This window comes from Mesotoga sp. BH458_6_3_2_1, assembly GCF_003664995.1.
Taxonomy (GTDB): Bacteria; Thermotogota; Thermotogae; order Petrotogales; family Kosmotogaceae; genus Mesotoga.
On record NZ_JFHL01000023.1, the window covers coordinates 1 to 20,637 of the forward strand.

Sequence of the window (20,637 nt, forward strand, 5' to 3'; positions counted from 1 at the left end):
GACTCTTCTTCTCAATCCCGAGCTTCTAGTTGCGGATGAACCGGTATCCATGATAGACCTCTCCACCAGGGCGGAGATACTCCACATGATGAAGGAAGTGCAGAGAGACCTTGGATTGACTTATCTCTACATAACTCACGATCTCTCTACTGCGAGATACTTCACAGACAGGATAGCAGTGATGTACCTTGGAAAGATAATAGAGATAGGCGATCCCGACGATGTTATAGACAACCCCGTTCATCCATACACAAGGGCTCTCATTGCCGCTGTATGCGAACCGGTTGCTGGAAAGGTAAACAAACCCAAGGTAGTACCTATAAAGGGAGAGATTCCCTCTGCCGCCAATATTCCAAAGGGCTGCAGATTCCATCCGAGATGTCCTTATGCAAAAGAAGAATGCTGGGAGAAGGAAGAACCTCAACTTCGGGAGATAAAAGAGGGTCACTTCCATGCCTGCAGAAGATGGAAGGAAGTCGCTGAAGAGAAAGACCGGGGTTGCGGGTAGCAGGTTGGTGGCATCAAGATCAGAAGTGATGCTGCCTCCGGCAGGAAGTGAGGCTCGCTGACGCGAGGAAGTGATGCCCGGAAGGGCATCCGGGGAAGTGAGGCTGGCACTTGCGCACCAGGAGGCAAAAACCAAAGAAGAAGAGCAAGCGAATTAAACCGATCTGATCAGAACGAACACATTTTGTCATCCTGAAATGCTCCTGTTCAGGATCTGGGTTTTTGGGAAACCGTGGTTGGGGTTAGCGGGTTGGTGGTAGGAAAGAGCAAAGGAACTGGTTGACCGTTGAATGGTTCTCCGTTCGCCGAAAAGAACAGTTGCAAGTTCCAAGATGTGAGTTGTAAGTTGTAAAAAAGGCCGGGGTCGGAGGTTGGTGGTTGGAGGTCCGTAAGAGCAAAAGAAACTGGTTGACCGCTGAGCGGTTCCCCGTTCTCCGAATAAAAAACCTGTTCTTCCAGAGCGAGGATCTGTTCTTCGTTCTTGGTTAGAGCAATGAAGCAAGAGCACCAATATTCCGACCAGGAGCTTTGTCGGAATGACGGAATCTGGCCTTTTAGGAATAACCATTCGCTGTCATCCCGAACTTGTTTCGGGATCTGGTTTTGATCCTCTCGACGGGGGACGGAGGACCGTTGACGGCCAACGTTGTCTTCACAGCGACCAGCGGGTTTTTGCTCTTAAGCGCACAGCGGCTCTTCTGGCCACGAAACGGAACTGACCGCACGAAGTGCGACTGGGCCACGTTAGCAGAATGGCTTTGAAGATTTTCCCCGCAAAGCGGGCATTGCGTCCTGGCATGTTCTTCGCCAGCCTTGCGTCCACTGATGCTCCTCAGTGCATTGCGTCCCGGCACGATCTTTGCCGGCATTGCGTCCAATGTTCTATAAGGGCATCACTTCCGCCGATGCTTTTCGGCGCATCACTTCCCGACGGAGTCGGCATTGCGTCCAATGTTCTATAAGGGCATCACTTTCTGTGAAGCGGCCTTCTCATATCGCTTCAGAGGGCAAGAAGTTTCTGTCTTCAGTGATGACCCTATCTATTTCATCGATTTCGGCCATTTTGAACGGCGCGATTACGTCGAATTTACTGTTATCGACAAGAAGAATTTTTGCACTGGAATTGAGAAGCATTTTTCTCTTTATACTTGCTGAAAAGGGGCTCAACTCGAATGTCCCTATCTTCTTTCTAAGGGAAGCACATGAAAAAAAGAACTTGTTTGCATATATTGAACCGACAAGACTCTCCGCCCTGGGGCCGATGAGCGAATCAAATCCATACTGTAGACTGCCGCCGCTTGACTCAACCGAAAACCCCTGAACCTTTGAAAGCGCAAGAAGAATGTTGATTCCGTTGGTGATTATGTGCAGCTTCTTGAAAGCCCTGGAGAGTTTTAAAGCGAAAACGTAACATGTAGTGCTTTCATCTATAAAGAGAACATCATTTTCTTCCACAAATTCGATTGCCTTCGCTGCAATTCTTTCTTTCGCCTCTCTGGCTAACCTCAGCCTTTTCAAGAAGAAGCTGTTTGGATCTGTTTCCTGATTCACAGCTCTTACGACTCCGTATCCGTTGATAACAAGGCCGGATTTCTGCAGATCTCTCAAGTCTCTTCTCAGCGTGACGAGAGATACATCCATTAGAGATGCAAGTTCTTGAGTATTAATCGATTCTCTTTCGGAAAGAACGCTAAGAATGTTCTGTCTTCTGTCTTCTTTCTTCAAAGCCATTCGCTCAACTCCAGCATGTTTGTTTTATCTGACTCTCCTTCTTGCTAATCTTAGAGCTTCTACACCGAGGAGGAGTGCACCCCATAGAGCAAGTGTGAGAAACTGACTTATTCCAAGAAGATTCAAACCGCTTGAGATAACCTGAAGCAAGACCAAACCAAGGAAAACACCGGACACTTTCCCGAAGCCGCCGTTTGGATTGATTCCTCCTAGAACTGAAACCAGTACGGTAACGAGAAGATATGAGGAACCATAACCGGCCTTTGCGGAATTAAATCTTGCTATCATTATCAGAGAGGCTAGACCCGCCAGAAGGCCCGAGATCATGTAAACGAGAATGGTTACTTTGTTGGTGTTTATTCCAGAGAAACTGGTAGCTTTGATGTTGGATCCGATCATGTAGGTCGATAAACCCAAGCGCGTCTTGTTTAGAATTATCGCGACAGCTACCGCAACGGCTATTAAAATGAACATCGGTACCGGTACTCCCAGGAAGGTTCCATTACCAATCACGAGAAGGTTCCTCGGCAGGCCCGAAATCACATACCCTCTGGTTATAACGAGGCTTATTCCTTCGAGAAGGGTCATAGTACCTAGCGTTGCAAGTATCGGAGATACCCCAATATAAGCGATTATCATTCCATTTACAAGTCCCACTATGAGTGAAATCGACAACCCTGCGATTACGGCCAGAAAGATCGTCCAGCCCAGCCCGGCCCCTCCCGCACCAGATGCTAGATCACCTGTCAAAATCATTGCCATGATTATCCCTGAGAGATTTGCCGAACTTATGATTGAGAGGTTAATTCCACCAGTAAGCATCGTTATCATCATCGCGAAAGCAAGAACTCCCAGTTCAGGAAGCTGAAAAGCCATCGACTGGAGATTGCTGGGCCTTAGAAATTTTCCAGGAAGAGCAAGCGAGAACAATAGCACCAGAATGGCCAGAATCGCTCCAAGCGAGAGAATCTCGGAGTGCTTTGATACTCTTCCCCTGCCGGTGTCAGTCTTCAACATTGATTATCGCTCCTTTTCTCTCGCGGACTTTTCTCTGATAGGCCGTTATCCCCACGCTGACGACGATGATCGCTCCGATAAAGACCTTATGCCAATAAGAGGAAATTCCGAGTAACGTAAGGCCATTCTGAACGATGACAATCAAACCGAAACCAAGAACCGTCCCTAGAATGCTGCCAGTACCTCCTGCAAGGCTTGCTCCTCCAAGAACGACAGCCGCCAGAACTTCCAGTTCCCTGCCCATCAAGGCATTGGGGGCGACAGTCAACATCATGTTCGCCTGAACTGTTGAGGCTATGCCTGCAAGAAAACCCATATAACAATAGACGAATATCTGCGTCTTGAGAACGCTTATTCCCACACGTCTTGCGGCTTCCTGATTTCCGCCAACGGCGTAGATATTTCTGCCCAGAGCCGTGTACTTCAGTATCAGCCAGGTAAGAATGAAGGAAAGAACAAGAACTAGAATTGGTATAGTAATCCCCGGATTGTCTCCAAATCTAACTAGATTCCTCTCCATAAACCACATGGGAAAGCCGTAAATCCAGGTACCGCCGCTGATAAATATCAGAAGGCCGTAGAACAGGTTCATGGTAGCGATCGTCACGATTATTGGCGGAGTTTTGAGGAAGTAAATAAGTAAGGCATTGACCAAACCCAGCGCAATTCCGACAACCGCTCCTATTGCAAAGGCCAGGAACATATTCCCGCCCCAATGGATGACGATAGTAGCCATGACATACTGCGCGACCGTTGCAATTGCCGTAAATGAGATATCTATTCCTCCGGAAATCAGAACGACCAGCACGCCTGCGGCCATTATCGCAAGAAAGGAGTTGCTCTCAACCATCCCGTAGAGATTGGTGGAAGTAAGAAAACTTGGCTTCAAAATGGTGAAGAAGAGTGAGACGACTATTATTACAAGCAAGAGATAGAACTCACTCTTGCCGAATAATTTTCTCAATACTGAATTACTGTCCGTTAATCTTCTCATACAGCTCTTTCTCCGTGAGCTCGCTGGAGTTGTACTTTCCAATTATCCTTCCCGAGCTCATAATATAAGTCGTGTTTGAATGATAGATCGCTTCTTCGGCTTCATCCGTGATCATGATTATCGAAATACCTTCTGAGGCTAACTCTCTTATTATCTTGTATATACTGTCCTTTGCGGCAACGTCTATTCCCACTGTCGGGGAATCGAGAATCAATACCTTCGGATTTATTGCCAACCACTTTGCAATTACAACCCTCTGTTGATTGCCGCCGGAAAGCGTATTAACCGGAGAGTCGACCGAAGGAATCTTGATCGAGAGTTCGTCGACCCACCGCCTGACTTCAGTTCTTTCCTTGACTTTACTCAAGAGCCTGATTCTCGACAGTATTCTCTTTAGAACCGTTAACACAATGTTCTTGCTTACTGGCTGTTCCATAACGAGTCCGTGTTGCAATCGATCCTCAGGCACATACGCAATTCCAGCTCTCATAGCGTCCAAGGCGCTCCCAGGGTTCACTCTCTTCCCTTCTACGAAGATCTCTCCATCGTCGGGACGATTCATTCCGAAGAGTGAAAGGACGAACTCGGTTCTGCCTGAACCCATCAGTCCTGTGATACTTACTATTTCACCCTTGTGGACCTTCAAATCAATTTCCTTGTAATTATTTCTCCTTGAGAGCTTTCTGACTTCCAGAATAACTTCGTGACCAGAATACGGAGTCAGTTTGGAGTACTCGAACTCCTTGCCTGTCATGAGAAATGAGAGCCTCTGTCGTGTCAATTCGGAAGCATCGAAGGCACCAACTTTTTTCCCGTCTCGAAGAACGGTAACTCGTTGGGCTACCTCCATTATTTCATCGAGCTTATGGCTGACGAAGATCGTGGAGATTTCTCTGTTCTGCAGTTCATTTATGACCCTAATTAGCGACTGAACCTCTTTCTTGCTGAGAGAAGCAGTAGGTTCGTCCATTATTACAAGTCTCGCCTTGGCATTTATAGCCCTGCATATCGCTACAACTTGCCTTTCCGCTATAGATAGCTCGCTGACTTCGCGTCTGGGATCTAGTGAAACCCCAATTTTGTCCATCGTCTTCATTGACTCTTCTTCGGTCTCTTTCCATTTCATCAGACGACTTCCGGTTTCCACCCTCGAAGAAATAGCTATGTTCTCTGCAACGGTCAGATTTGGAAAGAGCGAAAGATCCTGATAGATAACCTGGATTCCCTCCCTCACACTGTTAGAAGACTTCTGGTGGCTTATCCTTCTTCCGTCGACATAGATCTCACCACCGGGATCGGGTGAGTGAATACCCGAGATTATCTTGATTAGGGTACTCTTTCCAGACCCGTTTTCGCCAACGAGACAGTGGATTTCCCCCTTTTCTATTTCAAAATCGACTGAATCGAGGGCCAATACTCCCCCGAACCTCTTCGAAATATTTCTCATCTCCAACAGTTTTTCGGCCATAATCAGATCACCAGAAAGAGAGGGGGCGTACCCCCTCTCGAAATCAGAACCCGTAAGAAAGGGCGTTTTCAGCAGTTATATCGACTTGCGCGTCGAATTTCACAATGTTTCCTTCCAGCGTGGCCTTCCCAAGATCGGGAATCTCGAATCCATCGACAACAGCCGGCACTATGCCTTCGGGGATTCCCGCCTCAGCAAGAGCGGCCTTGGCATCGAGCAATGTCTTTGCCAAATAGACCTGCGCGAATCCAGCGTCTCTTGGATCCCACAGGTAACCCCATTGCATCAGTCCTTGCTTGAGATACGGGTCAGCATGGCTTGGGATAACCGTTCCGACTATCTGTACCTTTCCCTTCATGTTTCTCGCGTTGAGCGCCTGGGACGCTCCGATCGGTCCCAGTGAACCAAATCCGACTATACCTTTCAGATTAGGATACGCATTTAGCAGCTCGAGTGTCTTTTGATAGGAAAGCTCAACACTCTCACCACATGGGATTCTCTCGGTTACCAGTTTCATATTTGGATACTTCTCCGCAACATAGGCAAGCCCAACGTCCGCCCAGAAGTTGTGGAGAGGAACTGTGAGTCCTCCGACGAAAACGGCAAACTCACCTTCTCCGCCCATTAGTTGAGCAAGTTTCTCGAAGTTAGCTTCTCCAAACTTGACGTTGTCTATCGTTTCTACGTCCCAGTCGCCACCCTTCTGCTCTGGTGACTCGTGTGTGATGATAATGATACCGTTCGCTCTTGCCTTTTCGAATACAGGTTCAAGAGCTTTCGCATCATTAGGTACTACACAGATGGCATCTACTCCCTTGGCAATAAGGTCTTCAACAATCTTCACCTGTTGAGCAGGATCCGCATCGGAAGGCCCTATCTGGTAGGCATTCACGCCGAGTTCATCTGCTGCATCTTTTACACCGACTTCCATTCTGTTGAACCAGGGGATTCCGCCGATCTTGACAACGACGGCAATCTCATAGTTCGCTGCTAAGACGGCAACTGTAAACAAGACACAGAACAGGAGCATCAGAAGCTTCTTGTTCATTCGCATCCCTCCTTCTATGTGACCGGTAGGCCGGCCCAAAGATCATAAGACAAAGCATCGTAATTCACATGATTACTTGTGATCAACATTTCAATTATATCGATTCACTCTGACAGATCCATACCCGAAGATTACTGGTTATTCGAACTTACGGCTGATGAAGACCCTGTAGCGATAAATACTCTCGTTTTCCGGATTATCTCATCCATTGTTTCGGGACAATTGTGGATGATCAACTTGATCTATCGCCTTCCCGCAGCTATATTGCCAGTCAAAAGTCTGTTTTTATTGACACTGTCTAAGCTAACATTACATAGTATTATTCGTCGGAAATCACTCCTAATCGTTTGAACTATGGGATATTTGTTCCTAATCGGATTTCTTCAAATGCAGATTATCTGGTAAGCTCTAGGTAATAGACTATGATATGAAGTTATCACTTTAGTGATCCGTTTTGCTCAATAGCGGTTTTAGAATGTACCTGTGGAGGAGACGATGAGGCAAGGAGTTCTTTCAATCGATCTGGGAACCATGGGAGTAAAACTTTCATTGGTCTCTCTTGAAGGTGAGATTCAGAAATCGGCATACACGGAGTACCCCATCATCTCAGAAAGCCCGGGACAGGCAGAACAAGATTCGGCGCTATGGTGGGAGGGGATCATAGATTGTGTAAAGAAGTTGACCGATAGTGACAACAATCTCCCTCATCTAATCAAAGCGATTTCTATTTGCGGCCAGATGCATACCCATGTCTATCTAGACTCCGAAGACAAGCCAATAGGCCCTTCAATCACCTGGCTAGATCAGAGAAGCAGCGAAATAATAGAAGAATGGCAAAGCGATGGCAGGGCCGCAAGGCTCTTCGATCTGACCTGGAACTTCCCCACAACAACTTACGCCGCTCCACAAATATGCTGGGTGAAAAAGCATAGGCCAGGTGTTTTTTCCCGTACGAAGTCGATATTGATTGCAAAGGATTACATAAAGTTTCTGCTCACAGGGAACAAGGTTACAGATCCCTCGGATGCCTCGGGAACGGCTGTATTCGACATAAGAACGAATCAATGGAGCAGGGAGGCTCTTGAACTAATTGATCTGGATGGAGATCTTCTTCCGGAGGTTATTCCTTCAGCGAGAATAATCGGTCATGTCACCGAGAAAGCGGCAAGAGAGACAGGCCTGATTCAAGGGACACCGGTGGTGAACGGAGGTTCGGACCACTCAGTTGCTGAATTGGGTTCGGGCCTTCTCGGTGAAGGAGAGGTTTCATGCATAGTCGGCACGGCCGGTGTCGTTGCCGCTTGCACATCCAAGCCGGTAATAGACCCAAAGAAAAGGATCATGTGTTGGAGCTATCCACTTGAAGGTTACTGGGATATTCTGGGGATAACTCAGACGGCCGCTTCCAGCTTAACCTGGTTTAGAAATACCTTCGACAAAGAGAGAAACAGCGAAGTCTTTGACGAATACTCCTCCCTGGCAAAAGGTGTTTCTCTGGGGTCGGAAGGCCTGGTTTTTCTACCTTATCTCATGGGTGAAAGAACCCCTCTGTGGGATTACAAAGCAAGGGGCGTCTTTTTTGGACTGACCATGAAACACTCTAAGGCACACATGGTCCGGGCAATTATGGAAGGGGTCTCATTCTCGATAAAGGACTGTATGAAAGTCGTTGAAGAGTTGGGAGTCAAGTTCGACAGCGTGAACGTTATGGGAGGGGGCAGCAAGAGTCCCATTTGGCGGAAGATACAATCAGATGTCTACGGAAAGAAAGTGAGAACGCTGGAGACTCAGGACACCGGTGCTATAGGCAACTTGATACTCGCCCTTCTTGCCACAAATGAAATTGGAGATCCCAGAGAAGCTGCCAGGTTGATCAGACATGTTGAGACTGTCATTCCCGACCCAATCAGAGCCAAGAAATATGAGAATCTATTTGGAATTTATAAAGAGATCTATGAAAATACACGTTCAATCATGGAGAAGTTGGAGGCGTATACATATGAATAGAGATGAGTTCGCAAGCCTGGTGCTGGATGCCTGTAAGAGAATGGAAGACAGGGACATGACGGTGGGAACATGGGGAAACATAAGCGTAAGAGTGGATGACGAAACCTTCCTCATAACCCCAAGTGGGATGAGCTACGGGAGTTTGAAGATCGATGATATTGTGATGGCAGACATGAAGGGCAATACTATTGACAACAAACGAAAGCCAAGCATAGAACACGCGCTGCACAGGATGATCTACAGTCACAGACCGGATGTTGGAGCGGTTATCCACACCCATCCCCAGTACTCAACGGCTTTCGCTATAGCAAGAAAGGATATACCTGCCGTGTCCGAAGAACTGGTACAGATAATTGGAGAGGGCGTGAAATGCGCGGAGTACGCATTACCCGGAACAGAAGAACTTGCGGCTAACGTAGTCTCTGCACTAGGATACAACAACGCCGCTTTGCTAGCCAATCATGGAGCAGTCTGTGTCGGAAGCAATTTGAGCGACGCCTTCAAAGTGGCAGAAGTACTCGAGAAATCTGCAAAGACAATAATCATGGCAACGATTATAGGAACTCCGAAAGTTATCTCTCATGACGAGTGCCTCAAGATGCAGGATTTTGTTAAGAATCACTATGGCCAGAAATAGTGGATCTCTTTCTTATACTGTAAATTCTTACACAAACACTGAGCCGGCGAAGTGCCGGCTCTTTTTCTTATCTGCCCGAATGACTTGATTAAGCTCTTCGCCGAAACCTCCGCAAGGATTCGGAAAATGATATGACAATATGGCATGATTGTTATTGAGAATAAACATATTTACAGGGGGTGATGTTCATGATTCTACTTGGAATCGATCTGCTTCAGAAAAATGATCTCAGCGGGTTGAAGAACAAGGCTATAGGACTGGTAACTAACTTCTCTTTCGTTGACTCAGATTTGAAGTGGGGAATTGACATACTGTTTGCAAATGGCCTGAACGTGAAGAAGATTTTCACACCGGAACATGGCCTGGGAGGAGCTGCAGACGGAGCGCATGTCAGTGATACCCTCCACCCCAAGTACGGGGTACCAATAGTCAGTCTATACGGAGACAGGCGCAAGCCTGTGAAGGCCGATCTTGAAGGCTTAGATATGCTGGTATATGACATACAGGATGTAGGATTAAGATTCTATACCTACATATACACTCTTGCCTATACAATGGAAGCCGCCGCAGATTACGGTCTTCAATACATGGTCCTCGACAGGCCAAACCCTCTTGGCAGAGGAGTCTTTGGAAGCAGAATTGAAAACGACCTCCAAACCTTTGTTGGTGGTTACGAACTCCCTCTTCAGTACGGCCTAACCACGGGCGAACTTGCTCAGTACTTCAAGAAACTCAAGAGACTCGATCTCGATCTGAGAATTGCCAGGCTTGAAGGGTGGTGTGGAGAGATGCACGACAACACGTCTCTTTTCTGGAACGTACCTTCGCCAAATGTGCCAACATACGAGTCTCTTCTAGGTTATACCGGAACCTGCTTCTTTGAAAGTACAAACGTATCGGAAGGACGGGGTACTTTCAAACCCTTCCTTGTGATAGGCGCTCCGTGGATAGACGGTGCCGACTTAACCGAATATCTTAGGAAGGAGTTTCCGGATCTCAGAGTAAGGAGCCGCGACTATATGCCGTTTTACAGAAAGTATGCCAATGCCAATTGCAGCGGCGTGGAGTTCTTCCCCAATACTGAAGACAACTATTTCGTGATTACTTTGAAGATGATGGATTATTTGCTAAAATATGAACAATTTGATATTTTGGATCGTTCGGACGATCTAATAGGCATTAAAGAAAGCGCACAGAAGATCAGAACACAGAGCCTTGATTACAAAGCGTGGAAGGAATCCGGAATGGAGTTCATCGAATTTGTCGAGGATTGTCTTCTTTATCCCGGTGCGTTGAAGTATAGAGACTGAAGGGGGTCGTCATGGCCGAAACACCAATTCCGCTGTATTACAAGCTTTATGTTGACTTGAAGGAATCCCTGAATTCGGGAAAATATCAGAAAGGAGACAAGCTTCCAACTGAGAAGGACCTATGCCAGAAGTACGGCATAAGCAGACTTACAGTTAGAAGGGCGATGGATGAGCTCAGAAGAGAGGGTTTCATTGAAAGATTGAAGGGGAAGGGAACCTTTGTTACTGGCTCCAAGAGGGAAGAACAGCTGGCAATACTTACAGGGTTCACAGATGAAGCAAGAAATCGAGGCGTTGAGACTCGTTCTGTGGTTCTCGAAAACAGACTCGTCAGGGTTCCTGCCGATGCCGTCGAGCTCTTCGACATTCCTGCCGATGCAATGGTTGTGCTATTGAAAAGAGTAAGGATTCTCGAGGGTGAACCCTACGCAATTGAAGAGGCATATCTGAACGTGGGGGCCGACATTAGGCTTCTAAACATTACACAGAGAGATATGGAAAGAGAATCCCTGTATGGAATCCTGAGAAAGGAGTTTGGAATCAACATCTCCTACGCCGAAGAAGAAATGGAGCTTACCAGACTCAAGAAAGAAGAGGCCCGTTTTCTTCGACAGGATCAAGACGAATGTGCAATAATGAGGAAGAGATTCACTTATACAAAAAGCGATATATGTATTGAATACGTAATTTCACTGTACAGAGCCGACAAGAGCAAGTTCAGAATCGTCAGAAGAATATGAAACGTGGAAACGGGGTTGGTAGTAGGAAAGAGCAAAGGATCAGTTGCAAGTTTCAAGTTGTGAGTTGTAAAAAAGGCCGGGGTTGGTGGTTGGAGGTTCGTAAGAGAAAAAGAAACTGGTTGACCGCTGAGCGGTTCTCCTTTCTCCGAAAAGATCCGCTGGTCGCTTGCTAAGAGACGCTGTACGCTGGAAAGAGCGAAGTAACTGGTTCGCCGTTAGACGAGGGAATCTGTTCTTCGTTCTTGGTCAAAATCGTGAAGCAAGAGCATTAAGATTCCGACCAGGAGCTTTGTCGGAATGACGGAATCTGGCCTTTAGGAATAACCACTTGCTGTCATCCCGAACTTGTTTCGGGATCTGGTTTTGATCCTCTCGGCGGGGGACGGAGGACCGTTGACGGACAACGTTGTCTTCACAGCGATAAGCGTCTTCCAGCCAGCATTTAGCGGCTCTTTCCCCGCGAAGCGGGCATTGTGACCTGGCGTGGTCTAAACCGTTTCTGATAACCCGCTGCTCCTAACCCGATTTTCATAACCCGTTCCTAGTAGTGGCTCTTTGCTCGACGAAGTCGGAACTGGCCTTTGCCAGAGGCAGAGACTGGCACCACGAAGTGGTACTGGCGAAGGCGAAGTCTTCACTTACGGCGATGATTCTCGCCTTCTAGTAGCGGATCTCTCGACAATGCTCTTTTTCATTGTCCTTCTGAACTAATGCTGCCTGCTAATCCGTCAAATATCACGAACATAAACTTAAGGTACGAAGCAGCGTGATAAGTAAATGACAAAAGCCTTAATACGGTGTTTTGCAGACATTACCCGAAGTATGATATAACTAAGTATTCGAAAGCCGAGTTATGTACTCCATTTTGATGAGATCTCGATTTAAGGTATTATTGTATAGATGTTTTTTCACTGTTGAAAGTGGGTTTTGCTTTCTTACAAGGGGAGGAAAGGATGAAGATAAGGGATCTGCGCTTCACCGAAAAGAAATGGGACTTCGTAAAACCTTTTCACATTGCAAACAACGTTTCCAGCTCCAAAGTTAATATTGAAGTTGAATTGATTCTATCGGACGGAACGATCGGACTTGGAGAGTCATCCTCGTCATTCAGAGTGAACGGGGAGAGCGGAGCTGCTATCTTTCAGCTCCAGAAGGAGATTCTTGAAATGATTAAAGATCTCGACGTCCGAGACTACAGGAGAGTTTTCGCAAAGCTCGATGCGTATTCTAGAACGGCTCCCAGTTTGAAGGCCGCCATTCAATTTGCCACCCTTCACGCCTTTTCCAGATTGATCTCTACGCCTGTCTATCAGATTCTTGGTGGGATGAAGGACTTCGTGGAGACAGACAAGACCGTAAGTATAGGCAGTCTGGAAGAGACGGTTCATGACGCTAAGGAGATCTTCGAAGCGGGCCACAAAGTTATCAAGATGAAGGTCGGCGAAGATGTCAAGAGCGACATTGCCAGGTTACTGGCAGTCAACGATGTGATCAAGGGTGTCAGGTATGTGATAGATGCAAACACAGGCTATACACCCAAAGATGCTTTGAGATTCATAGATGCGATGTACCGAAACGACGTGCCCGTGGGGATATTCGAACAACCGGTGCCTGCCGAAGATTTCGAAGGACTGAAAATAATCAGGCAGGGCTCTATGTATCCTGTTGGCGCAGATGAAAGCGCAAAGACGAAGTACGACGTTATGAGACTGATAAAGGAAGGCGCAGTCGATTACGTCAATATCAAACTCATGAAGTCTGGACTATCAGACGCTCTTGCGATTGTAGAGATGTGTAACAGCGCGGGTATAGGTCTTATGATAGGCTGCATGAGCGAGTCGGGAGCAGGGGTCTCTCAAAGCGTTCATTTCGCGGCTGGAACCGGCGCATTCACTTATCACGATTTGGATTCTCATTTACTGCTTAAGAATGTCGATCCTGTCGGGTTCAGACAGGAGAAAGATAGACAGTATCCAATTTTATACTGATTTTTGTCATCACCCTTTAACGTGGGAAAAGGAGGTGCAAGAATGAAGCGAAGCTTCATATTGATTTCTCTAATGGTACTTCTTGTTGCAGCGATGGGATTTGCTGCGACTCCAAAAGACACTCTTGTAATAGGCGCAAACACCGGCATTTTTATTACCATGGATCCGGCCGTTGCCTATGAGGTATTTCCAAACAAAATCGTCGCTGCCATCTATGCTCAATTAGTCAAACTAGAGGCAATTGACGGCGTCATCGTTCCAGTACCGGACATTGCCGAGAGCTGGGAGATTTCCGATGATGGACTTACCTACATCTTCAATATCAGGAAGGGAGTCAAATTCTCCAACGGTGATGCCCTTACAGCCGAGGATGTTCTCTTCTCTCTGAAGAGACCAGTAGTTCTCGAGTCTGTTTCTGCGTGGTTCTTGGTCGATATATTCGGCATAAACAAGGACAACGTGGATGAGAAGATAAAGCAGATCGACGATTACACTGTGTCGATAACCTTGAACGCTCCTTATGCAGAGAACATAACACTCGGAATTCTATCCAACATGTTCACAGGTATCGTCAACAAAGACGTAGTTCTTGAACACGAAGTCGAGGGAGACCTTGGTGGCGCATGGCTTACAGATCACTCCGCTGGTGCGGGTCCATACGTTCTCGTTCAGTGGGAAAGAAACAACGTTATCCTTCTTGAAGCCAACCCCAATTATTACGGCGAACAGCCCCCTCTGAAAAGAATAATGATAAGAGACATTCCAGAGGCATCAAACCAGAGACTTCTTCTCGAAAGAGGAGATATCGATGTGGCATGGGATCTCACGCCGCAGTTGCTGGAAGAAGCTAAGAGAAATCCCGACATCGTTGAAATCAAGGTTCCAGGACATTCAAACGAATATCTCTCAATGAATGCTACATGGGGACCCCTTGCGAACCCGAAGGTAAGAGAAGCCGTAAGGTTCTCGATCAATTACGAAGAGATCGTTGAGGACATTATGCTCAATAACGCTCTCCTAGTACAGGGTTTCATAAACAAGGGCTACTTCGGCTACGTGGAAGAGAACCCATTCTACCAGGATATCGAAAAAGCTAAGGCTCTTCTCGCTGAAGCAGGATACCCTGATGGATTCGAAGTCGAGCTTCTCACTAGCAATACCGACACGAGAAAGGCTGAAGCCGAGAAGATTCAGGCAGACCTTGCGCTTTCAGGAATTAAGGCCAATATAGTAATAATGCAGTCTTCTCAAATGTACGCCAAGTATCGTGCACAGGGTCATCAGATGATCATCGCCGGCTGGGGTAATGACTATCCCGATCCGGACAACCTTGCGATGGCTCATGCCAGCTACAGGGCAAATCAGCTAGCATGGAGAAATGCATGGTTCGACGATTACGCAGCGACACTTTGTGAATGGGGTCAGATAGAACCTAACCCATACAAACGAGAGCAGATTTATAAGGACCTTACGGAATACTGGTTCCACAATGGACCTTTTGCGATGCTTTACCAGACCGTAGAGTTCTGGGGAATTCGCAAAGAAGTCAAGAACTTCGATGAAGCCGCTTTCGGCTACGGAATGTTGTTCGACTTCACAAAGGTATCTAAGTAAAGTATCCCCCGCCCCGCTCGGCTGAGCGGGGCGTTGCTTTCTAAAAAATCAGCTATTGATACGGGGGTAATTCTATGAACTTCGGACAATTCTTACTCAGAAGATTATTCTTAATGATCATAGTTCTCTTCGGAGTCGCCTGTATTGTCTTCTTTATTGCAAATGTAATACCCGCCGACCCGGTCGGCGCAATTCTTGGAGGCAATGCACCTCCTGAGGCCGTTGATAGACTCAAGGCAAAGCTGGGCTACGATCAACCACTTATAATCAGATTCGGTAAATTTATCACCGGTGCGGTTCAGGGAGATTTCGGTGTTTCCTTGAAAACATCTAACCCCGTCATGGAAGATATTCAGAACTATTTCCCCGCCACGATGGAGCTTGCTCTCGTTGCGATCGTAATATCTATCATACTTGGGATTACGCTGGGTATACTATCTGCCGTTCACCGTAATAAAGCCATAGACCAGTTTTCGAGAGTTTTCTCAATACTGGGTGTCTCTATGCCTGTTTTCTGGATCGGACTTCTTCTTCTGCTTGTCTTCTATTTCAAGCTAGGCTGGCTTCCTGGAAGCGGGAGACTGGGTTTCTTCACCTATCCACCACCCAGAGTAACGGGAATGTATCTAATAGACTCGCTTATAGCGGGCCAATGGGACACTTTCAAAGAGGCTCTGTTGCACATTCTTCTTCCTGCATTCGTACTCGGCTATAATGCAACTGCATCCATAGCGAGGATTACAAGGGCCAGTATGCTCGATGTGCTGAGGCAGGACTTCATAAGGACGGCAAAATCAAAGGGTTTAAGGAAAAACATAGTCATATACCGCCATGCTCTTCGAAATTCCCTGATACCAACTGTCACTATAATTGGTTTGGTCTTTGGAAGCTTGCTCGAGGGAGCCGTTCTGACTGAAACGGTTTTCTCCTGGCCCGGTCTGGGCAGGTACATAACCACCGGAATGCTCTTCCTCGACTACCCGGCTGTAATGGGGGGGACTCTATATATTGCCCTTATCTACTCAATCGCGAACCTAATTGTAGATATTCTTTACGCTCTTCTCGATCCAAGGATGAGGATGTGATCTAGATGGCTAAGACAGTGAAAGTATCTAAACCATTCATGGATGATTTGAAGCACACAGTCTTTCTCTGGAGAAAGAGCCGCCTTACAATGGTCGGATCGGCATTGATCCTGATCTTCCTTCTCATGGCAGCTTTTGCGCCACTTATTGCTCCGTACGATCCCGTCCAGCAAAATTTGCAGGACAAGCTGCAGGCACCCAGTTGGCAGCATCTCTTTGGAACTGATCAGTTCGGAAGGGACATCTTCAGCAGAGTAGTTATTGGATCGAGAATCGCTCTCTGGATTATATTTCTGGTTTCGGTAATAAGTGGATCTATCGGTATAATAGTGGGTGTCACGGCAGGCTACTTTGGCGGGATTGTTGACGAAGTTCTGATGAGGATAACAGACATGTTTCTCGCCTTTCCAAGTCTAGTACTGGCGATGGCCTTCGCAGCGATGCTGGGGCCTAATTTGACGAATACCATAATAGCTATCTCAGTTGTCACATGGACAACCTATGCCAGGCTCTCAAGGGCCGAAGCTATAAAGGTAAAATCGCAGCCATATATTGAAGCAATCCGTGCGGCAGGCGGTGGAAACCTAAGAATAATGTTCCTTCACGTGCTGCCAATGTGTATCTCTCCCGTTCTGGTTCAGCTGACCCTAAGGATGGGAACGATAATCCTCACTGCAGCAAGTCTCGGTTTCCTCGGATTGGGAGTTCAGCCCCCGACACCGGAGTGGGGAGCCATGGTTTCCGATGGCAGGAATTACCTGATAGACCAGTGGTGGATATCTACCTTCCCGGGTATATTCATCGCATTCGTCGTTCTTGGATTCAACCTCCTCGGTGACGGAATAAGAGACATGCTCGATCCAAGGTTGAGGAGGTAGTCTTATGGAGATGAAAGGAAAACTACTAGACGTATCCAACCTGAAGGTATCTTTTTACACATACAGGGGAGTCGTTAAGGCACTCAACGGTGTCGACCTCTGGATGGATTCCGGAGAGAGACTGGGAGTCGTCGGCGAGACCGGTTGCGGGAAGTCAGTTACATCACTTGCAGTAATGCGGTTGATAGAACAACCTGGAGAGATTCAGGAAGGAAAAGTGATTTTCAACGGCACGAATCTTGTCGAACTCTCCGAAGAGAAGATGAATCGGGTAAGAGGCGTCGAAATGTCTATGATATTCCAGGAACCCCGTTCATCGCTGAATCCGGTAATGAAGGTAGGCTATCAGATAGGAGAGTCGATTGCAAAGTCCAAGAAGATCAAGATCAAACAGACCTACCCGGAGGTCAAAGAGATGCTCCGCCTTGTCGGCCTTGATCCCGAAAGAGTTATGAACAGTTATCCTCATGAGCTTAGTGGCGGAATGTCCCAAAGAGTGATGATAGGAATGGGCCTTGCAAGTCATCCAAAGCTGCTAATAGCAGACGAACCAACATCTGCGCTTGATGTTACCATCCAGGCTCAGATTCTTGAGTTGCTCGACGAACTGGCCAAAAAGATGGGCAACGCAGTCATGTTGATTACGCACGATATGGGTGTCGTTGCCGAGTTCTGTGACAAAGTCCTTGTAATGTACGCCGGAAACTCTGTCGAATATGCGTCTACAGCCAGACTGTTCGAAAAGCCGCTACATCCTTACACGGGTGGTCTACTCCAGGCGGTGCCGAGAGTGGGAAGAACAGATGAACTCAAGGCAATAAAGGGGACTGTTCCCGATCTGGTGAATCCTCCGTCCGGCTGCCGATTCCATCCGAGGTGTCCGCACGCGATGGATATCTGCAAAGTTGAAAGACCCCCATTTGTGGAGATCGAGCCCGATCATTACGTTGCCTGCTATCTATTCAAAGGAAAGAGCGAGGTGAGAGAAGATGGCTGAGACCTTGATCAAGATCAAGAACCTGAAGACTTACTTCCCGGTGAAGAAGTCGATCTTCTCGAAGAAGCGATTTGTCAGAGCTGTAGACGACGTAAATATGGACATTCCAACTGGGTCAACCTTTGCCGTGGTCGGAGAGTCGGGCTCGGGAAAGACGACTCTTGCCAGAACTGTTTTGAGGCTTATCGAGCCGACCTCAGGTGAGATAGAATTCGAGGGAAAGGACATACTTGGACTCAAGGGCAAGGACCTGCTCGAAGTGAGAAGAAATATGCAGATCGTCTTCCAGGACCCGTACAATTCGCTTCATCCCAGAAAACTGATTAAGAACATAATTGGGGAAGGGATGAAGATTCATTTCAAGATCACCGACATCGAAATAAGAGACAGGATAGCGGCCGTTTTGAAAGAAGTAGGGCTGATAGACGATCACATGTATAGATATGCACATGAGTTCTCTGGTGGGCAACGCCAGAGAATAGCATTTGCGAGAGCTATGGTTCTCAAACCGAAGTTCATCGTCCTTGACGAGCCGACCTCGGCGCTGGATGTCTCCGTTCAGGCAATGGTTCTCAAAATGATGAAGGAAATAAAGGTCCAAGAGAATCTTACGTATATGTTCATAACACACAATCTATCTCTTGTGGATTATATAGCCGACAGAGTGGCCGTTATGTATGTCGGTGAAGTAGTTGAGATGGGAGACAAGAGTACGATCTTCAAACATCCCTCTCACCCATACACTGATCTGTTAATGGCTTCCAACCCCGTCCCGGATCCGAAGTTCGTAAGGGAAAAGCGGCTACTGAAGGGTGAGATACCCAGTTCGATTGATCCGCCATCGGGCTGTAGATTCCATAACAGATGTCCATTTGCCGATGAACGGTGCGAGAGGGAAGCACCTGAATTGAGGGAGATAAAACCCGGTCATTTTGTAAGGTGCCACTATCCCCTCTGAGTTCTTAAGACTACTTACTGTGAGGCATGTCCCTAGAGGCATGCCTTTTTTAATACTTGCTATTCTGATACCTTGATCTTTGATTTCTGGACTATAAGTACCCCAAGAAGAATCGCGCCCATCGCCAGAATCATGAGAAAGTTGATCTTTTCATCCAAGAAGATGGCTCCCAATGAGACGGCAACTAGAGGATTGATATAGGCGTAAGTACCCGCCTTTGTTGCAGGCCACTTCTGAAGAAGATAAATGTAGCTGCTGTAGGCAACCAAGGACCCGAAAACAACGAGATAAGCGATTGCCAGAACCGAATTCATAGAGAACGTTACTCTTGAGAATTCACCGGTTATTGCAGAAACGAACATCAGCCCAACACCGCCTGCAAACATTTGAATCCCGATATTTGACACTATCGAACTGTTCCCCTTGAAGGTTTTTGAGAGTACCGTTCCAATAGACCAGAGGAAGCTCGCAGAGAGAAGCATCAGTATCCCGGCGATGTCGATAGAAATACCGTGTTCGGCCGGAATTAGAAGAAAGTAGACACCAAAGAACCCTAGAAGAAGGCCAAAAAGAGCCTTCAACGTCAAGCGTGTCGTTCTTATGAAAAAATGCTCCAGCACGCCGGCAAAGATAGGTATAGTTGCCATCATGAGAGAGGCGACACCAGAATCTACCCACTGTTCCGCGAAGACTACGAGTCCGTTCCCGCCAAGTAGCATAAACAAACCGATAAGCGACAATCTCGAGAACTCTCTCATGCTTGCCGGAAAGGCGTATCCCCTGATTCTCGAGAAAGCAATCATGATCAAACCAGCTATGAGGAACCTAACGCCAGCAAAGAACATCGGCGGCATTCCCTCAACACCGATCTTTATGGCCAGATAGGTCGATCCCCAGAAAAAACTGACGAGAGCATAAGCGAGGATCGCCATTCCATCTCCACTTTTCTTCAACACACGACCTCTATCTTCCAAATGGAAATTGGAGTAATGATCGAATTATCCAACAATATTCATTCAAAAACAATACGGTTTCGAAACTTTTCCGAAAAAAAGGACTGTAATGGGAAGCCCATCACGGGATGACAGTCTTTTGTTGCTTTGATTGCCTCGCGTGATTCTGGCAAGCATCTCCATCTATGGCGTGAAGAAGGCTAATAAAGGCCATCTGATCAGAACCAACTCATTTTGTCATCCTGAAGCGCTCCTGTTCAGGATCCGGACTTTATAAAGACCGTGGTCGGGGGTAGCGGGTCGGTGGTAGGAAAGAGCGAAGTGAAACCGGTTCGCCGTTGAGCGGTTCCCCGTTCTCCGAAAAGAACAGTTGCAAGTTGTGAGTTGCATGTGAGAATAGATTCGATCCAAACGGATGTAGGGGCGTGCGGCTGCACGCCCGCTGTCAACAACGATCAGTCTTCCCAAGGATGAGATCGTCCTCTTCAATAGTTTAACGAACCGAATTCTGGGCAGAATCATGTCTGAATAACGCAAAGAATGTCATCCCGAACTCTTTTCGGGATCTGGGCTTACGCAAGTGGTCAGAGGTAGCAGGTTGGGGGTTGGAAGAGCAAAAGATACTGGTTCACCGTTGAATGGTTGTCTGTTCTCCGAATAAACAACCTGTTCTTCGTTCAAGAGCAAGGATCTGTTCTTCGTTCT

General features: G+C 47.1%; 17 protein-coding genes. 11 read left to right on the forward strand and 6 right to left on the reverse strand.

Features of this window, described 5'->3' with window-relative positions; all coding sequences use genetic code 11:
* The coding region (locus tag Y697_RS11095; RefSeq protein ID WP_147433199.1) for an ABC transporter ATP-binding protein at window positions 1-508 on the forward strand (508 nt) is incomplete at its 5' end.
* Between the two features lie 989 nt (window positions 509-1,497).
* On the opposite strand, the gene Y697_RS11105 is transcribed toward Y697_RS11095, so the two are convergent.
* From Y697_RS11105 to Y697_RS11125, 5 genes are read right to left on the reverse strand one after another with little or no spacing between them, the layout of a single operon-like run.
* A complete protein-coding gene (locus tag Y697_RS11105; RefSeq protein WP_121551683.1) occupies window positions 1,498-2,238 on the reverse strand; it encodes a DeoR/GlpR family DNA-binding transcription regulator in 741 nt (246 codons plus the stop codon).
* Between the two features lie 24 nt (window positions 2,239-2,262).
* Window positions 2,263-3,255: an ABC transporter permease gene (locus Y697_RS11110; RefSeq protein ID WP_121551684.1), complete on the reverse strand. Its 993-nt coding sequence runs from the start codon at window positions 3,253-3,255 to the stop codon at window positions 2,263-2,265.
* Window positions 3,242-4,249 carry an ABC transporter permease gene (locus Y697_RS11115; protein WP_121551685.1) on the reverse strand — a complete coding sequence of 336 codons (1,008 nt, stop codon included), beginning with the start codon at window positions 4,247-4,249 and terminating at the stop codon, window positions 3,242-3,244. The genes Y697_RS11110 and Y697_RS11115 overlap by 14 nt, the downstream gene beginning before the upstream one ends.
* On the reverse strand, window positions 4,227-5,717 hold the full coding sequence (locus Y697_RS11120) for a sugar ABC transporter ATP-binding protein (RefSeq protein WP_014731780.1): 1,491 nt from the start codon (window positions 5,715-5,717) through the stop codon (window positions 4,227-4,229). The genes Y697_RS11115 and Y697_RS11120 overlap by 23 nt, the downstream gene beginning before the upstream one ends.
* A gap of 43 nt (window positions 5,718-5,760) precedes the next feature.
* A complete protein-coding gene (locus tag Y697_RS11125) occupies window positions 5,761-6,771 on the reverse strand; it encodes an autoinducer 2 ABC transporter substrate-binding protein (protein ID WP_041928268.1) in 1,011 nt (336 codons plus the stop codon).
* 489 nt (window positions 6,772-7,260) lie between these two features.
* Here Y697_RS11125 and xylB point away from each other — a divergent pair, with 489 nt between their 5' ends.
* The 10 genes from xylB to Y697_RS11175 all read left to right on the forward strand — a co-directional run bounded on the left by xylB (window position 7,261) and on the right by Y697_RS11175 (window position 18,979).
* Complete coding sequence (gene xylB / locus Y697_RS11130) at window positions 7,261-8,772, forward strand: xylulokinase (protein WP_121551686.1); 1,512 nt, start codon at window positions 7,261-7,263, stop codon at window positions 8,770-8,772.
* Window positions 8,765-9,409 carry a class II aldolase/adducin family protein gene (locus Y697_RS11135; RefSeq protein WP_014731783.1) on the forward strand — a complete coding sequence of 215 codons (645 nt, stop codon included), beginning with the start codon at window positions 8,765-8,767 and terminating at the stop codon, window positions 9,407-9,409. Before xylB ends, Y697_RS11135 begins: the two co-directional genes overlap by 8 nt.
* Window positions 9,410-9,597: 188 nt before the next feature.
* The gene (locus tag Y697_RS11140) at window positions 9,598-10,719 is read left to right on the forward strand and encodes an exo-beta-N-acetylmuramidase NamZ domain-containing protein (RefSeq protein WP_121551687.1); all 1,122 of its coding nucleotides are present in this window, start codon (window positions 9,598-9,600) and stop codon (window positions 10,717-10,719) included.
* Window positions 10,720-10,730: 11 nt separating this feature from the next.
* Complete coding sequence (locus Y697_RS11145) at window positions 10,731-11,459, forward strand: GntR family transcriptional regulator (RefSeq protein WP_121551688.1); 729 nt, start codon at window positions 10,731-10,733, stop codon at window positions 11,457-11,459.
* 953 nt (window positions 11,460-12,412) lie between these two features.
* Window positions 12,413-13,447 (forward strand): L-Ala-D/L-Glu epimerase, encoded by a 1,035-nt coding sequence (locus Y697_RS11150; RefSeq protein ID WP_121551689.1) that lies wholly within the window; start codon window positions 12,413-12,415, stop codon window positions 13,445-13,447.
* Window positions 13,448-13,489: 42 nt separating this feature from the next.
* A complete protein-coding gene (locus tag Y697_RS11155) occupies window positions 13,490-15,061 on the forward strand; it encodes an ABC transporter substrate-binding protein (RefSeq protein WP_121551690.1) in 1,572 nt (523 codons plus the stop codon).
* Window positions 15,062-15,135: 74 nt separating this feature from the next.
* Window positions 15,136-16,146 (forward strand): ABC transporter permease, encoded by a 1,011-nt coding sequence (locus tag Y697_RS11160; protein ID WP_121551691.1) that lies wholly within the window; start codon window positions 15,136-15,138, stop codon window positions 16,144-16,146.
* Window positions 16,147-16,151: 5 nt separating this feature from the next.
* Window positions 16,152-17,024, forward strand: coding sequence for a nickel transporter permease (nikC, locus tag Y697_RS11165; protein WP_121551692.1), 873 nt, complete (start codon window positions 16,152-16,154; stop codon window positions 17,022-17,024).
* Window positions 17,025-17,028: 4 nt separating this feature from the next.
* Window positions 17,029-18,021, forward strand: coding sequence for an ABC transporter ATP-binding protein (locus tag Y697_RS11170; protein WP_121551693.1), 993 nt, complete (start codon window positions 17,029-17,031; stop codon window positions 18,019-18,021).
* Window positions 18,014-18,979 (forward strand): ABC transporter ATP-binding protein, encoded by a 966-nt coding sequence (locus Y697_RS11175; RefSeq protein ID WP_006489882.1) that lies wholly within the window; start codon window positions 18,014-18,016, stop codon window positions 18,977-18,979. Before Y697_RS11170 ends, Y697_RS11175 begins: the two co-directional genes overlap by 8 nt.
* A gap of 59 nt (window positions 18,980-19,038) precedes the next feature.
* Here the strand turns inward: Y697_RS11175 and Y697_RS11180 are convergent, their stop codons facing one another.
* The gene (locus Y697_RS11180; protein ID WP_121551694.1) at window positions 19,039-19,932 is read right to left on the reverse strand and encodes an EamA family transporter; all 894 of its coding nucleotides are present in this window, start codon (window positions 19,930-19,932) and stop codon (window positions 19,039-19,041) included.
* Window positions 19,933-20,637 lie beyond the last annotated feature (705 nt).

Excerpts from the sequence above, each read along its gene's own strand:
- Y697_RS11105 (WP_121551683.1), bottom strand. The coding sequence starts at position 2,238 with ATGGCTTTGAAGAAAGAAGACAGAAGACAGAACATTCTTAGCGTTCTT.
- Y697_RS11175 (WP_006489882.1), top strand. The coding sequence starts at position 18,014 with ATGGCTGAGACCTTGATCAAGATCAAGAACCTGAAGACTTACTTCCCG.
- Y697_RS11170 (WP_121551693.1), top strand. The coding sequence starts at position 17,029 with ATGGAGATGAAAGGAAAACTACTAGACGTATCCAACCTGAAGGTATCT.
- xylB (WP_121551686.1), top strand. The coding sequence starts at position 7,261 with ATGAGGCAAGGAGTTCTTTCAATCGATCTGGGAACCATGGGAGTAAAA.
- Y697_RS11125 (WP_041928268.1), bottom strand. The coding sequence starts at position 6,771 with ATGCGAATGAACAAGAAGCTTCTGATGCTCCTGTTCTGTGTCTTGTTT.
- Y697_RS11110 (WP_121551684.1), bottom strand. The coding sequence starts at position 3,255 with ATGTTGAAGACTGACACCGGCAGGGGAAGAGTATCAAAGCACTCCGAG.
- Y697_RS11135 (WP_014731783.1), top strand. The coding sequence starts at position 8,765 with ATGAATAGAGATGAGTTCGCAAGCCTGGTGCTGGATGCCTGTAAGAGA.
- Y697_RS11160 (WP_121551691.1), top strand. The coding sequence starts at position 15,136 with ATGAACTTCGGACAATTCTTACTCAGAAGATTATTCTTAATGATCATA.
- Y697_RS11115 (WP_121551685.1), bottom strand. The coding sequence starts at position 4,249 with ATGAGAAGATTAACGGACAGTAATTCAGTATTGAGAAAATTATTCGGC.
- Y697_RS11140 (WP_121551687.1), top strand. The coding sequence starts at position 9,598 with ATGATTCTACTTGGAATCGATCTGCTTCAGAAAAATGATCTCAGCGGG.
- Y697_RS11120 (WP_014731780.1), bottom strand. The coding sequence starts at position 5,717 with ATGGCCGAAAAACTGTTGGAGATGAGAAATATTTCGAAGAGGTTCGGG.
- nikC (WP_121551692.1), top strand. The coding sequence starts at position 16,152 with ATGGCTAAGACAGTGAAAGTATCTAAACCATTCATGGATGATTTGAAG.
- Y697_RS11145 (WP_121551688.1), top strand. The coding sequence starts at position 10,731 with ATGGCCGAAACACCAATTCCGCTGTATTACAAGCTTTATGTTGACTTG.
- Y697_RS11150 (WP_121551689.1), top strand. The coding sequence starts at position 12,413 with ATGAAGATAAGGGATCTGCGCTTCACCGAAAAGAAATGGGACTTCGTA.
- Y697_RS11155 (WP_121551690.1), top strand. The coding sequence starts at position 13,490 with ATGAAGCGAAGCTTCATATTGATTTCTCTAATGGTACTTCTTGTTGCA.